Here is a 14279-nt window from a genome sequence, read left to right on the forward strand (position 1 = left end):
AACCCTTTAAATAGTCTTCTACAGCTGCAATTTTTTGAGCTAGAGTGAAAGGTGATCTGGACATAAAAATCCCTCCAAAGTATTTTGGTTATTTACCATGTCTACTTTAAAGGGATCATATCATTTTGACTTCCCTTAAAAATTGTAATATTATCAATCGAGGCTTTTGTTATTTAAAATAAAATCAATTAGTAAATCAGGTCTTTTTTCAAATAGATATTGTCCTTCAACAATAGAATTAAATATCCAGTGATTTTTAACTCCGTCTAAAGACTTCTCAGTTAAATACTCGTCTAAAATTTCTGTATTAACTATCATAATAACTCCCCCATATTGTCTTATAATAATATGATATTTTTATTGCATAATATTCAACTATGTCGTCTCTTAAGAAGATTGCGTACTATAGATTATGCTCATTTGGTGAGGCTTGCATTACTTCAGATTCATTGTCACGATGATTTCTTCTTCAATTCCCTCAATCCAATCATGCGGAATATTTTCCCTGTTTATCAATGCCAACATTACTACTATATCTGCTATTTTTGAAAGTTTATACCAATCTTCAGGTAAGGTTCTATGGCTCATAGCGTTATATCCCTCAGCAAAATTGCTTTTTATTTTATCGTCTATATGTTCAGAATAATTCTCTCTGGTTCTAAAAATTTTTCCAATGTCATAATAGCGCGGCACGGAAAAACAATATTCAAAATCAATAAGCCATGGTGTATCATATACGTCTATAAGGATATTGGAGGGGATAAAATCGCCATGGCAGAATACATTCTTTTCGGATATTCGCTCTATTAAGTGGCGATTAGCGTCAATGAAATGTTGCAAATCTTGCTTTACTATTTCGTTCAAATGTTTTCCCGGCATTCCATCAAGAAAGAATTTATATTGATTTTCAAATGGTGTTATTTGTTTGTTAATACATAAATCGACATTTAATAATGCCGTACAAGCGTATTCCTTTTCATGTAATAACGCAAGCATACTTCCGATTTTATAGGCAACATTGTTTGAGAAACCTTTGTTTTTAGAGACATACTCTCTCAATGTCAATCCGTCAATGTATTGAAAAATCGCATAAGTATTATCAATTATGGTTTTACTTTTATCAAAATGCAGTATCTCGGGTACTTTAATAATATAGTGAGCGTGCTTATAAGCTGCTATTTCAATATCGCTATGGTCATTGTTTTTAGGATAAACTTTAAGTAAATACCTTTTGTTGCTCGCTTCAATCATATAATTACTTGTACTCATTCCGGCTGTAATTGGAGATATATTTTGAATTAGAAGTCGGTTATTGTATTTAGAGAAAATAGAGTGAATATCCTCTGCATCTACGGATTTAAAATCAAATAATCTATCGTTATTTTGTGACATGTAATCACCTCACCTAATATAAATAATCATTACTTCGCCATTATCTACAATTGTTCATATATCGTAGATTTGCGATTTGTGACGTCTAACAAGAAAAATATGAACTATTTAGCTTTTTTATTAGAATAAGCGATACTATCAATTACTACTCCTATTCCACAACCGAAAATTAATCCTAATGCCAAATTACTACTTATAATTCCGACCAATAATCCAATTCCAGAACCTAATGCAGTATAAACCCCAGATATTTCTTTAATATTTTTTTTCAAGTATTATCGCCCCCTGTGATATAAATTACTAATAATAAATCTTGTCTCAATTTATTTCGTCATTAAATACGATTCTGAATTATTGTTACCATTATATAACATAATAGTAAAGAGTGGAATAGTCCAAACTTTACTGCACCATAGTTTCCTAAGTCGTCACAAGTAAAAACGCCACAAACTTTTATTGTTTGTGACGTCTAATTAGAAGAAAGCAAATCAAGTAACATAAATTTATATTCATACACTGTATAAAGATTTTGCTATAGCCATATCATAGCATCCCCACATTTTATCTTTATACGGGAATCCATTTTTCAAATACTTTTCATCAACAAATCCCACATTTTGATAACACCTATGAGCACTTGGATTATTATCAAAAACTTTTAAAGTTACCCTCGACATATTTAATATTTCAAAGGCATATCTTATTGCTTGTTTCATCATTTGCTTTCCAAATCCATTATTTCTTTTTGATAAATCAGTAATAACAAAGCCAACATGTATACTCTCATTTTCATAATTGGCATTCATCATTGCTATGAACCCAACAGGAGCTCCCTTTTCATCCAATGCAGTAAATAGCCATCCTTTTTCATTATTTTCAAAACTTTCTTTTATTTCTTTCATTGATTCTTCTGTCAAAGGATATGTTATTTTATTAGCACACCATTTCACAAAATCTTCTTCGTTGTCTATCCATTTAACAATATATTTCGCATCGCATGATTTATATGGTCTTAATCTTAGCATTCTATTTATACTCTGATTCATGTGTCAACCATCCTCCATTTACTTAATTGATAGCATTTAAATGCTTATTAATTTAATAATAAATGATTACGTTGCGTAAGGTGCAAGTGAAATTTATATAAATTTATAGCTTCATAGTTTTTTACAAATGTGACGTAATTTTAATTGCCCATTATGCTCATAATCTTGTTTAAATTATAGTTTATCAACTATTGTATTCCATGTTAACTCTAAAACACCAGTCATGTTTGATGGTTCATTTGAAACGTAGGTAACCACTGCATTTTTATCTGGAAGAATTACAACATATTGACCATATAAACCGTCCATACGATATGAATTAGGATATGAGTTCATCCATATTTGATAGCCATATCCTTGATGATGGTCTGCAGTTGCAAAGTATGGATTAAAATCACTGGTCTTAATTTGAACAGATGTTGCTTGTTCTATATAACTTGAAGGAATAAGTTGCTTACCTTTCCAGATTCCTTTATTAAGAATTAATTGTCCAAATCTGGATAATTGCTCTGCTGTTAAATATAAACCTGAAAATCCCTGTGAGATTCCTTTTGGACATGTATCCCATTTAGGTTTCGGTATATCTAATTGTTGAAATATTTTTTTATCTAAATATTCATCTAAGTTAGTCCCTGTAGTAATGCTTATTATTTTTGAAAGCATATACGTTGCAGAATTGTTATACGTGAAATGAGTCCCAGGTTCAAATACAACCGGTTCATCAAAGAACAATTGGCAAATATCCCAGCTCTCGCCACTTTCCCAATCGGCCTTTTCTACTGGGCATTCTGCATGTCCAGTTCCCATACAAAGCAAATCATGAATAGTCATCTTTTTAAGATATTCATTTATGCCTACACGTGGAATATCAGGAAAAAAATCTATAATATAATCATTAATTTTAAAATACCCCTCACTGATTGCAATACCAACTGCCATCGAGGTAAATGCTTTACTTACTGACCACAAAAGAGTGGGCTTTTTTTCTTCAAAATCATGTTTAGCAATTATATCACCATCTTGCCTAATAATGACATTCAGTACATGAAGATTTTGATTTTTTACGGATAATATCAAATCATTCAATAATTCATTATTCATTGTAATCAACTCCATTTTGAGATATGCCTGACACCTATTCACCCAAAGTGTTTGGTGTTCTTCGGGCAAAACTACTCTTGAGGTTAGGTCATCCATCGTATACACGCCGGCTTCTTCACACCATTTAATGCAGGTTTTATAAAAGTCTAAACTTGTATTATTAGGATCGAAATGAGCATAAACATAGTCAAATCCTTTATTTAATGCTACTACTAGCCTAGAATAACCGTCTATGGTTACTATTATATTATCAATTTTTACACATGTAACAATTATATCCTCTGGCTTTTCTATCCAGGCATTTGCTCTTTCTACTTTTTCTCTATCAACAGTTAATTGCTCTGGAGTAATTTTATTGATGTCAATCTTAAAAACTTCAATATCAGTTCTACTATGTAAAATCCACTTATCACTCTTCTTAAATGAACTGTATATTAAAGTCTTATGAGTAATCATATTATTGTCTTCATTATAGAAAATTCTTTTTACATAAGGATTCCAATACATAAGTTCATCAATTAAGTTTTGGAAGATTTCATTTTCATTAACTGAATCAAAACTCTTGAAATTTACTATTTCAGTATCTACCATATTACTTATCTCATATTCCAGTACCCCTAAAACTTTATCATTCTGTTTTGCGATTAAGGCTGTATTGTGAATAAAACTTTTTTCATACTTTAAGTATTCCTTCTCATTTTTTTTTGCCCTATGTAATTCCATTTCATTTCCTCCTAAAATAGTTAATCTTATTTAAAGTGTTGAAACCATTACTTTCAGCCTTTAGCACCATCTTATTTTACAAGTGTGTGCTAAATTATAGGTCATCCGTATGTAAATTATAACAGTAAATTCTATATAATGTATATTAATAAACCAATATAGGCTCTCTTTTTTAGAACTCAATATCCTACAAGTGAAGAAGCTAAATTAATACCTCAAAGAATAAAAGAAATTCAAACTTAAATTGCAAAGAAAAAAGCGGATAAAGAAAATTGGAAGGAGAGTTAGGTAGAATGAAAGATTTAAGTAAAAGAGGATATTCAGTACAGGATAATGGTGCAGTTTACTACACAAATAGCCTGTGATATATCATAACAACAATGGAACTAAGGTATACACTACTAATGAAACTATGATATAAACGAATTGTCACCGTTAATTTTATCGGTGACAATTCGTTTAATATTAAGGAGTGTACAGTTTAGCAGAAGGATATTTTACAGTAAAGTATTCCTCTTGTAAATCGCCTAAACAGGTATAAAGTTTATCCTTAAAGTATATGGAAATTTTATTTGCGCCCAAGTTATAACCATAAGTAGCTAGCAAAGAGGTTAATAAACCACTTTCAGTAGCAGTCCCTAAGGTCATATGGTCTACATAATCATCAGAAAATACAATTTTAAGAATTCCAGTTGTTTCATCTAGCTTCGCTGATTGTATCTTTACTTTGTCTGTCAATGACAAAAAGTTTTCGCTATAAGACGTACTTTGCAGCTCTTTTGTCAAAGCTGAAACCAAAGCATTATTTTCTATAGGTAGTATTTTATCTATATAATAATGCTTTAGCTCAGATTTATTAAAAAAATACAGTTTACATTTAGTATTTTTCATTGAGGTAAGGACTTTTTTATATAATAACCAAATTTATAGACAAAAATGTAATACATATATATAATATAAATATAATGAAAAAAAGTAAAAATTTATAAGGAGAAAAGAATATGAGGAAATTTTTTTTAGCTGGATTAATTGGAATTATTACTATAGCTTTTGTTGGATGTTCAGGAGATAAAAATAGCAATATAACAGAAAAAAATCAAGCGAATAATGATATTAATATATCTAAGGACAAGAAAGATTATGTGGAAAAACCAGAGTTAGAAGCAAAACCTACAGATAAAGTAGAATCAGGAAATAAAGTAGAAAGTAATATTGATAAACCAGATAAAACTGAGAGAATATTTAAGATAGTAACTAAAAATGTTGATTATGAAGTTATAAGTCAAGGAGAGATTAAGACAGTTGGTTTGTCGGTTGCTGATAATATAAAGAAAATACTTAGCACTATATCAAATAAGTATTTTGATGGAAAAACGTTGGAGTTAAAGACTATAGAAACAGTAAATAATAAAAAGATAGCTGTTATCAATTTAGGAGGAGATAAGAGCTACTGGCATCAAAGAATGCAAGGTTCAGCGGGTGGGGAAATTACTGAGTATACTCTTATAGAAAATATACTTCAAAGAGACTATAAAGGTTATTGGATTGATGGAGTTAAATTTACTTTAGATGGAAAGAAAGTTGAAGGTACACAGCATTCTTCAGATTTAGCTAAAACAATATATAGATAAGAATGTACTTAAATTACAATTTATTAAATGATGACATTGTCCGTTTTTCTACCGATATCTGACAGGTTGGGATACACTTTACAGTTTTGCGCCATATACAACGAAAGGAGAAATATACAAAACCATCGGGTACAAATGGGTACCTATAAGCACGACTGTAAGTGAAGGAATGAATCAAATTGTATTTATTAACGATGGTAAGGTGGTTTGCTATCTTTATGGGTATCCTGAAAAAAATAAATTCGGATTTGATTTCGGGAAATATGAGGGTAGTCACATTAAACTTACAACTCAGCAGAAATTATCTTTTAAAACTACTGTTTTGGAAAAAAATGGTGTGATATATTTTAATTATATCAAATGAAAATATTAAATTTGTTAATAATAACTATCATTATCTTATGAATAAAATAGCACCTAAAAAAAGCTTCTAGATTTTTATTAACAGGTTTAATTTTGAATCACAAATATAAAATTACAAAAAAACAGTGTACTAATTAGCATATAATTAGTACACTGTTTTTTTTGTATATATAACCATATTAAGTTAAATATGTATGATATAATAATAAGTTATATCATATTAAAGGGTATGGATATATTAAATATTTTAAAAACAAATAGGATTGATGCAACATATATAGACGAGCCATTTTGGTTAGTTGTAAATAGGTACATAAAGAAATATGAAAAATTTAACCTAGATTTTAAACTTAATGTTAAGTTATACAGTAATAATATATGAAAGGAGATGAGAAGAGTGGGATTAACTGATGAGGAGTTAGTAAAAGAAATAATTAATGGTAATAAATGTTCTATGGAAGTGTTAGTAAATAGATATTATAAACTTGTTTTTTCCTTTATATACAGAACTATTGGAGAATATCACATTTCATTAGATTTAACGCAAGATACATTTATGAAAGTAATAAAAGGAAGCAAAACCTTTGACTATACCAAAGGAAAATTTAAAAACTGGATTCTAAAAGTAGCTATGAATGTTTGTAAAGATTATTGGAAAAGTGCCTACATTAAAAATAATATAGTTGATAATGAAGTTGTAAGGGTGGAAGATGAATCTGAAAATATTGTAAATATATTTGAAAGAAATGATGAAAGAAGAAGAATTAAAGATGCAATAATGACACTCCCTCAAAGTCAGAGAGAAGCGCTTATCTTAAAATATTATCATGATTTGACTATAAAAGAGATAAGTTCTGTGACAGAAGCGAATCAATCAACAGTCAAATCTAGGTTGAAGTTAGGCGTTGACAAACTAAAAAAAATATTTAGTGGAGGTGAAGAAAGTGAAAAGTATAAAAGAAAAATTTAAATATATGGATTTGTCAGATGATGAAATTAATTTATTCTGCAGCAACCTTGATAAATATACACTGTGTGAGTATCCTTCTCAAGATGAAATAAATCAATGTGTAAATAATTTATATGAATATGTACCTAAAACCAAGAATAAGGAACAAAGATTTAATAAACTTATTGAAAATTTAGAGTTCCAAATAAGCTATATAAACAAGATTTATTTTATATCAAGTTTGCTAATTTTCATTATAACTTATGTATTAGCTATGAATAATATTGTTAATTCATATGGCGCACTAATGTTTATATCACCAATACCTTTTGTTTTAGGCATTACAGAAGTTTTTAAAGGTAAGGAAAATAATATGTTAGAACTTGAACTAAGCTATAAAGTGTCTGGAAGAGAATTAATACTATATAGAATGATGATTATAGCGGTGTTTAATATTTTTTTAAATGTGTTTATGACTATTATGATGTGTAAAGATGTAATAAGTATACGCTTTATCGAAATTAACATTCTATGGATAGTTCCATTTATTTGGGTAAATTTTATATGCATAATATTAGCAGAAAAAATAAGAAGCTACTACGCAGTAATAGCAGTAATATCCATTTGGGTAATACTTGTAGTAAGTATTTATAGCAATACCGCATTAACGAAAACTCTTATATCTATAAACACATATGTTTACGTGCTTACAATAATTGGTGGAATATATTTATTGTTTATGAAAATAAAAAGATATAAAAACTGCGAGATAGGTAGTTTTTCATATAAAAATTAGGAGATGAGAGTTTGAATATTGAGATAAGAAATTTAACTAAGAAGTACTCTGATAAAGTAGCAGTAAATAACTTTTCGATTACTATGCAAGAGGGTGTATATGGACTTTTAGGACCAAATGGAGCTGGTAAGACTACATTAATACGTATGCTTGCAGATGTCTTAAATCCATCAGGAGGAGAAATATTAGTAGATGGTATAAATAAAAATAATATGGGCGATGAGTATAGGAGTTTACTGGGATATTTGCCTCAAAATATGGGATACTATAATACCTTCTCAGCACAAAGATTCTTAGAATATGTGGCTGCCTTAAAGGGGATAAAAAAATTAGAAGCTAAGGAGAAAATAGATGAGGTTTTAAAAATAGCAGGTCTAATTAATGATAGAAAAAGAAAGGTAAGCAAATTTTCAGGGGGAATGTTAAGAAGGCTTGGTATAGCTCAGGCTCTTTTAAATAATCCTAAGATATTAATATTAGATGAGCCTACGGCAGGTCTTGACCCGCAAGAGAGAATACGGTTTAGAAATTTAATATCTAATACATCGAAAGAAAGGATTGTAATTTTATCAACGCATATTGTCTCAGATATAGAGTTTATCGCAAAAAAAGTAATACTAATACAAGATGGCAGGTTATTAAAATGCTCAAGTGGAGATGAATTATTAAAAGATGTTAATGGAAAAGTGTGGAGTGTTTATACTGATGAAAACACAGCTATTAATGCTGAAAACAAATTTAAGATAGTTAATATAATGAGAAAAAATAAAAGTGTAGAACTTAGAATATTATGTGATAAAATTCCAATGGAAAATGCTGTTGAGGTTACTCCCAACTTTGAAGATATGTATTTATATTATTTTGATAAAAAAGTGGAGGAGATATAAAATGGAACTTTTAAAACATGAGTTATATAAAATATTTTCTAAGAAAGGCTTATATATAAGTTTATTAGTAATGTCAATGGTTGTATTTTTACCAATGATACTACCTCTTGTTAATCAAGTTAATAGAGATTTCGGTTCCACTAAGGAGTTACAGAGCTATTCAAAACCCTATGAGGGAAATGTTAACAATTATAAAGATGTTACAGCTGAATTGTTAAATAAGTTACAAATGTATAAAGGTAAGGATACAATAAAGTCTAATATATATAACTTCATTATTGGTGAATACTCTTTTCAAGGAAAACCAAGGATGGCAGCTATTTCCGATATTATGAAAAAAACAAAAAATACGTTTGTGGATAAAATTGGAAGAATTAATGGAGGTGTTCATGATTTTGAAGCATATGAACTAAAAGACCTTGATAATAACATAAAGTTATTAGAGATACAGGACAAAGTAAACACTTATGAATATAAAAATAAAGTTTTAGCTAGTAATATGTACAACAAGGTAAGCACTCCTAATGTTTATTATAATGAAGGTTGGTGGAGAGTTATTTGGATAATGAGTTCTCTGTCTCCATTCTTAATAGTGACAATGCTTTTATTAGGAGTATCTCCTACATTTGCAGGAGAATATGAAAGTAAAGTAGCACCAATATTGTTATCAACTAAAAATGGAAGAGTAAAAATTATGAAGACAAAAATATTAGCTGCAATCATATATACAATTACTGTTGTGAGTGTCGTTAATTTAGTCGGGTTAACTGTAATTATGTTTGTATTTGGTATAGGAGGATGGAATGCACCAATGCAATGTTTGTCTGACTATATATGCTCACCATATAATTTTACAATAATACAATTTTGGCTAGTAGCGATGTTAACAAGTATAGTTGGATATATAATATTTACAGGTGTTATAATTTTAATATCAAATATTAGTAAGTCATCATTAACAACTTTTTTTCTTACAGCGTTTGTATTTTCACTACCAATTATTATTGAAAAACTTGTAGTTACTTCTGGGTCTTGGACTAAGGTTATTTTAAACTTGAGCATTAATCAGTTTATGAAAGGAACTAAGATATACGAGGTGTTGTATACAGTGAATGTGTTAGGAAAGCCTATAATTTATCCGCTTTTTGAATTGGGCTATGGAGTAGTAATTATAATTTTATTGTACTTTATGATAAAAAATAGCATAACGAAGAAATATTCGATATAAAGATTTCTATGACTATAAATTTGACTACTTAATGTAATATAATTATTTTTTTAAAAATTATATACAAAAGAACAAAGTAGGTGCTGTTATTTATGAAGGTTTAAATCGTGACTAGAAACAAAAGGAATGTCATAGGTAAAATTAAGATATAATAGTAAAATTTGTTGTATAATGAAAGTAACTAGCTTAAAATATGGATGGTGGATCAAAGTTTATTTTTATTGAACGTAGTAGGATAATGGAGGATATATGAAATATTTATTTCAAAATGGTGATATAAGCATACGCAAGATGGAAGATAATATTAGGGATTATAGCGTTATGGCAAAATGGCTTTCCACCGAAGAATTACTTGATTATTATGAAGGGCGTAGTAATTCCTTTGATTTGGAAAAGGTAATTAAAAAGTTTGCACCTCGTGCTAAAGGGGAAGACGCAGTTGTACCGTGTTTAATAGAACACAATCAAAAGGCTATTGGCTATATTCAATATTTCCGTATAGACCCTGATGGATATGATGTTGGAGATGCCATTAATATGGAAAACTATGGATTGCCCTATGGAATGGATTTATTTATTGGAGAAACTGATAATTGGAATAAAGGGCTTGGTACTATTGTAGTAATGTCATTGATTAGATATTTATTTATGAATGAAAATGCGGATATTATATTTATTGACCCACAAACTTGGAATAAACGTGCAATAGGATGTTATGAAAAAAGTGGATTTACTCCAAGGGTAGTTATAAAGAACAGAGAAATGCATGATGGAGAATATAAGGATAGTTTAATAATGACAATTTCCTTTGAAGATTGGAAATTTACGATGAAACAGAAAGGGATTGGAATGTTTGAGTCTGATTTTTCTAGTGATTAAGTCGCAAGGGTAAAATATTATACATTAATTATGATGAGGTGATTTTATGAAGAAGTTATTAAATTATATGTTGAAACCTATGGCTATAGTTTCATGTATACCAGTGATAGGTAAAAGCTTGTCACAAATAATTGTAAAATCACTAAAGAAATCAGAAAAACTGGATAGGTTATGTATAACTTGTAAAATATTACTCAGTAATTGATGGAGGAATTAATATATGGAAGATAAATTAATATATTCTGTTAAGGAATATTTAATGAAAAAATACAGTTGCCATTCAATAATATTGTATGGTTCTTTTGCTAATGAAGATTATACAGAGGAAAGCGATATAGATTTAGTATGTTTTTGTGATAATCCAGAGAAAGAAAATGATACCACAGTATTTAATAATAGGAGATTAGATGTTTGGTTTTATAAGACTGAGATGATGGATAGTTGTAATCAATTTCTTCATGTTAGAGGTGGGAAAATACTTTTAGATGAAAAAAAGTTGTGCACTAATTTCCTTAATGGTATAGACAAGAAGTTTATAAACGGTCCTAAACAATTGACATTAGATGAAAAAAACTTTCTTAAAAATTGGCTTCAAAAAATGCTTAGAAGAGCAGAGAAGGGTGATATAGAAGGGAATTTCAGATACCATTGGATGCTTACAGATGCATTGGAGATTTATTTTAATATTAAGGACAGGTGGTATTTGGGTCCTAAGAAATCTTTACAATGGCTTCATAATAATGATAAGGAAGCGTACTATGTTTTCAATAATGCATTAAGAGTTAATACTGACTTTACTGAAATTGAAAAATTAATTCAATTTATTGTTGCGTCATGATATTCTTATAGTTATGGTATCTCTTTTATTGATATTATTTTCTTAAAAAAGAAAGAGAATTAGATTTATTATATTTATTAAAGCACTACAATGGGGATATACGGCATCCTGGCAATTAACTTTGAATTAAATCATCTAAATACGTAATTTTAACAATGGAGGTAAGCAATGTATAATTATATTATATTTGATATTGATGGTACAATTTTAGATACCGAATTTGCAGTTCTTTCATCACTTCAAAAATTAACACTTGAAGAACTTAATAAAAATTTTAGTTTTGAAGAATTAAGATTTGCTTTAGGTATTCCAGGAGAAGTAGCATTAAATAAACTTGGAATAACAAATCTATTCCTGTCTAATGAGAAATGGAATAGATATTTAAAAGACTATCTTCATTATGTGAAAGTCTTTGATGACATTAAGGATACTTTAGTTAAATTAAGTGAAATAGGTATTTTAGTAGGTATAGTTACATCAAAGACTAAAGTAGAGTACATAAGCGATTTTGTACCTTTTGGGTTGGCCGATTACTTTAAATTAGTAGTTTGTGCAGATGATACAGAAAAGCATAAGCCTAATGCAGATCCAATTTTGAAATTTCTTGAATTGTCAGGGGCAGATAAATCAAAGACTATATATATCGGTGACACTAAATATGATATGGAATGTGCATTTAGTGCTGGTATAGATTTTGCATTAGCATTATGGGGTGCTAAATCATCCATTGGAATTAATGCAAATTATATTTTGCAAAATCCTAAACAAATATTGGAACTTATAAAAGTTTAATTCAGAATCTTCTCTAAGCTCGTGAATTACTAAAAAAAACAGGAGGACATATAAGTATGAAAAATTGTTTGGAACAAGGTGTGCCAACTGTAGAAGAAGCAACTATGCTGCTTGAGGAGTCAAAAATGGTGTAAAACTTGATAGAGGTAGGGCATATTATCGATATCTGAAGACATTTTTCAGTTAAAGAGTTATGTCAAACTTGTAAAAACAATGCGCAGTAAAAATTATTTATGTATTATGGAGGTGTATGTTGTGAATTGCGAGTTGAGAAAGTTATCAACAGATGATGGAAGAGATTTATATGATATGTTACAGAAACTTCCGAAAGATGAAAATGGATTCACAAACGGATGCAATGGAATAACATATGAAGAATTTAAAAAATGGTTAGTCAAATGCAATAATATGGCAAATGGCATTGGACTTGAGGAATGGATGGTTCCACAAAGTAACTACTGGTTATTTATAGACGGGATACCAGTGGGAATGGGTAAATTGCGACATTATTTGACCGATAAACTAAGAAAAGAAGGTGGACATGTTGGATATTCCATACTTCCTGATTATAGAAGCAAGGGGTATGGAAAGATACTTTTGAAAATGCTTATTGACTGTGCAATAGATATGAAGATTGATAGGCTTCTACTTATGGTACATAATCATAATGTTGTATCAATTAAAGTTGCACTTGAAAACAATGGGATAATAGAAAAAGTAGATAGTAAGTGTCATTTTATTTGGATTGACTGTTAAATTTACCATATAAAATAATTTTTAAGATATATCATTTAATGTATTACAATTTGTAATTGAGGCTATATCGGTTTATATAGCAAAAATGATGTTTAGGATGTAGGAGTGGATGGTATGGGCGAAAAATGGATTGCAGTGGTTGGTAGTTCTCGAAAGGGAAAAAATACAGATTTGATGGTGGACTATGTAATAGAAGGATTAAATGATAAAAAAATTAGTGTAGATAAATTCTTTTTGGACAGTCGTAATATTTCAACTTGTACAGGCTGTGAATATTGTATAAAGGCAGGAATTTGCATTATTCAAGATGATATAACTGAAATTATAAATAATATGAAAAATGCAGACGGATATATATTCGCTTCTCCATCATATAATTACAATATTACTGCACAGATGAAATCCTTATTAGATAGGACATTCTGTTTAAATGATTATAGTAACGGATGGAAAAGTCGTCTCTCACCAGATAAAAAGGCAATCATTGTAGGGGTTTGTGCAGGTAAAACTAAAGACTCTATGGGATATACAATAGAAGGTATAAGTAAGCCTCTTTCTGAATTAGGCGTGAAAATCATTGATGTAATTGAGTATTATAATACCAGGCACACACCTGTTATTAATAATGATAATATTAGAGAAGAAACAATCGAAAGAATAAGAAATTATAGAGATTTGGGAGGGGATTAATAAAGTAAAGTGGACACGTTGATTTGTCCACTTTTGTTTATACCATGTGTCTTTTAAAATTCAACACATTTTATAGTGTTAAGCGTTTCTTATTTTAAAATGCTCTTTGCATTTATATTTTCTTCTCCAACTTTATATTTGAACTTTAAATATCTTAGTTCCTTAAAGAACCCTTCTATTGGATCATTAAAACAATTCTCATCAGCTT

Annotated in this window: 18 protein-coding genes; 12 read left to right on the forward strand and 6 right to left on the reverse strand. The window is 29.2% G+C overall.

Features of this window, described 5'->3' with window-relative positions; translation table 11 throughout:
- Nucleotides 1-153: 153 nt before the first annotated feature.
- From ACREV6_RS01250 to ACREV6_RS01275, 6 genes are all read right to left on the reverse strand, one after another.
- The gene (locus ACREV6_RS01250) at nt 154-318 is read right to left on the reverse strand and encodes a hypothetical protein (protein WP_431576214.1); all 165 of its coding nucleotides are present in this window, start codon (nt 316-318) and stop codon (nt 154-156) included.
- Between the two features lie 117 nt (nt 319-435).
- Nucleotides 436-1392: an aminoglycoside phosphotransferase family protein gene (locus ACREV6_RS01255; protein WP_431576215.1), complete on the reverse strand. Its 957-nt coding sequence runs from the start codon at nt 1390-1392 to the stop codon at nt 436-438.
- A 104-nt stretch (nt 1393-1496) separates the two neighbouring features.
- Nucleotides 1497-1664: a hypothetical protein gene (locus ACREV6_RS01260; RefSeq protein WP_431576216.1), complete on the reverse strand. Its 168-nt coding sequence runs from the start codon at nt 1662-1664 to the stop codon at nt 1497-1499.
- Nucleotides 1665-1901: 237 nt separating this feature from the next.
- Complete coding sequence (locus ACREV6_RS01265; protein WP_431576217.1) at nt 1902-2438, reverse strand: GNAT family N-acetyltransferase; 537 nt, start codon at nt 2436-2438, stop codon at nt 1902-1904.
- A gap of 174 nt (nt 2439-2612) precedes the next feature.
- The gene (locus ACREV6_RS01270; protein WP_431576218.1) at nt 2613-4262 is read right to left on the reverse strand and encodes a serine hydrolase domain-containing protein; all 1650 of its coding nucleotides are present in this window, start codon (nt 4260-4262) and stop codon (nt 2613-2615) included.
- A 465-nt stretch (nt 4263-4727) separates the two neighbouring features.
- Nucleotides 4728-5153 (reverse strand): hypothetical protein, encoded by a 426-nt coding sequence (locus tag ACREV6_RS01275; protein ID WP_431576219.1) that lies wholly within the window; start codon nt 5151-5153, stop codon nt 4728-4730.
- Between the two features lie 110 nt (nt 5154-5263).
- Here ACREV6_RS01275 and ACREV6_RS01280 point away from each other — a divergent pair, with 110 nt between their 5' ends.
- From ACREV6_RS01280 to ACREV6_RS01335, 12 genes are all read left to right on the forward strand, one after another.
- Entirely contained in the window at nt 5264-5893 is a 630-nt protein-coding gene (locus tag ACREV6_RS01280) for a hypothetical protein (RefSeq protein ID WP_431576220.1), read from the forward strand.
- 169 nt (nt 5894-6062) lie between these two features.
- Nucleotides 6063-6257 (forward strand): hypothetical protein, encoded by a 195-nt coding sequence (locus ACREV6_RS01285; RefSeq protein WP_431576221.1) that lies wholly within the window; start codon nt 6063-6065, stop codon nt 6255-6257.
- A gap of 387 nt (nt 6258-6644) precedes the next feature.
- Complete coding sequence (locus ACREV6_RS01290; RefSeq protein WP_431576222.1) at nt 6645-7226, forward strand: RNA polymerase sigma factor; 582 nt, start codon at nt 6645-6647, stop codon at nt 7224-7226.
- Nucleotides 7201-8001 carry a hypothetical protein gene (locus tag ACREV6_RS01295; RefSeq protein WP_431576223.1) on the forward strand — a complete coding sequence of 267 codons (801 nt, stop codon included), beginning with the start codon at nt 7201-7203 and terminating at the stop codon, nt 7999-8001. The genes ACREV6_RS01290 and ACREV6_RS01295 overlap by 26 nt, the downstream gene beginning before the upstream one ends.
- Before the next feature lie 11 nt (nt 8002-8012).
- Complete coding sequence (locus ACREV6_RS01300) at nt 8013-8888, forward strand: ABC transporter ATP-binding protein (RefSeq protein ID WP_431576224.1); 876 nt, start codon at nt 8013-8015, stop codon at nt 8886-8888.
- Nucleotide 8889: 1 nt separating this feature from the next.
- Nucleotides 8890-10116 (forward strand): ABC transporter permease, encoded by a 1227-nt coding sequence (locus ACREV6_RS01305; protein ID WP_431576225.1) that lies wholly within the window; start codon nt 8890-8892, stop codon nt 10114-10116.
- A gap of 249 nt (nt 10117-10365) precedes the next feature.
- Complete coding sequence (locus tag ACREV6_RS01310) at nt 10366-10995, forward strand: GNAT family N-acetyltransferase (RefSeq protein WP_431576226.1); 630 nt, start codon at nt 10366-10368, stop codon at nt 10993-10995.
- Nucleotides 10996-11041: 46 nt separating this feature from the next.
- On the forward strand, nt 11042-11200 hold the full coding sequence (locus ACREV6_RS01315) for a hypothetical protein (RefSeq protein WP_431576227.1): 159 nt from the start codon (nt 11042-11044) through the stop codon (nt 11198-11200).
- Between the two features lie 15 nt (nt 11201-11215).
- The gene (locus tag ACREV6_RS01320; RefSeq protein WP_431576228.1) at nt 11216-11833 is read left to right on the forward strand and encodes a nucleotidyltransferase domain-containing protein; all 618 of its coding nucleotides are present in this window, start codon (nt 11216-11218) and stop codon (nt 11831-11833) included.
- A 168-nt stretch (nt 11834-12001) separates the two neighbouring features.
- Nucleotides 12002-12625, forward strand: a complete 624-nt coding sequence (locus ACREV6_RS01325) for an HAD family hydrolase (protein WP_431576229.1) — start codon at nt 12002-12004, stop codon at nt 12623-12625.
- Nucleotides 12626-12880: 255 nt separating this feature from the next.
- On the forward strand, nt 12881-13381 hold the full coding sequence (locus ACREV6_RS01330) for a GNAT family N-acetyltransferase (RefSeq protein ID WP_431576230.1): 501 nt from the start codon (nt 12881-12883) through the stop codon (nt 13379-13381).
- Nucleotides 13382-13495: 114 nt separating this feature from the next.
- Nucleotides 13496-14071 carry a flavodoxin family protein gene (locus ACREV6_RS01335; RefSeq protein ID WP_431576231.1) on the forward strand — a complete coding sequence of 192 codons (576 nt, stop codon included), beginning with the start codon at nt 13496-13498 and terminating at the stop codon, nt 14069-14071.
- Nucleotides 14072-14279: the final 208 nt, after the last annotated feature.

Source organism: Clostridium sp. (assembly GCF_050717515.1).
In the GTDB taxonomy this organism is placed as follows: Bacteria; Bacillota; Clostridia; order Clostridiales; family Clostridiaceae; genus Clostridium_AD.

Bases quoted from the DNA above. Each gene is read 5' to 3' on its own strand.
- ACREV6_RS01275 (WP_431576219.1), bottom strand. From the start codon at position 5,153: ATGAAAAATACTAAATGTAAACTGTATTTTTTTAATAAATCTGAGCTA.
- ACREV6_RS01315 (WP_431576227.1), top strand. From the start codon at position 11,042: ATGAAGAAGTTATTAAATTATATGTTGAAACCTATGGCTATAGTTTCA.
- ACREV6_RS01325 (WP_431576229.1), top strand. From the start codon at position 12,002: ATGTATAATTATATTATATTTGATATTGATGGTACAATTTTAGATACC.
- ACREV6_RS01255 (WP_431576215.1), bottom strand. From the start codon at position 1,392: ATGTCACAAAATAACGATAGATTATTTGATTTTAAATCCGTAGATGCA.
- ACREV6_RS01270 (WP_431576218.1), bottom strand. From the start codon at position 4,262: ATGGAATTACATAGGGCAAAAAAAAATGAGAAGGAATACTTAAAGTAT.
- ACREV6_RS01285 (WP_431576221.1), top strand. From the start codon at position 6,063: ATGAATCAAATTGTATTTATTAACGATGGTAAGGTGGTTTGCTATCTT.
- ACREV6_RS01265 (WP_431576217.1), bottom strand. From the start codon at position 2,438: ATGAATCAGAGTATAAATAGAATGCTAAGATTAAGACCATATAAATCA.
- ACREV6_RS01280 (WP_431576220.1), top strand. From the start codon at position 5,264: ATGAGGAAATTTTTTTTAGCTGGATTAATTGGAATTATTACTATAGCT.
- ACREV6_RS01305 (WP_431576225.1), top strand. From the start codon at position 8,890: ATGGAACTTTTAAAACATGAGTTATATAAAATATTTTCTAAGAAAGGC.
- ACREV6_RS01320 (WP_431576228.1), top strand. From the start codon at position 11,216: ATGGAAGATAAATTAATATATTCTGTTAAGGAATATTTAATGAAAAAA.
- ACREV6_RS01250 (WP_431576214.1), bottom strand. From the start codon at position 318: ATGATAGTTAATACAGAAATTTTAGACGAGTATTTAACTGAGAAGTCT.
- ACREV6_RS01335 (WP_431576231.1), top strand. From the start codon at position 13,496: ATGGGCGAAAAATGGATTGCAGTGGTTGGTAGTTCTCGAAAGGGAAAA.
- ACREV6_RS01290 (WP_431576222.1), top strand. From the start codon at position 6,645: ATGAGAAGAGTGGGATTAACTGATGAGGAGTTAGTAAAAGAAATAATT.
- ACREV6_RS01310 (WP_431576226.1), top strand. From the start codon at position 10,366: ATGAAATATTTATTTCAAAATGGTGATATAAGCATACGCAAGATGGAA.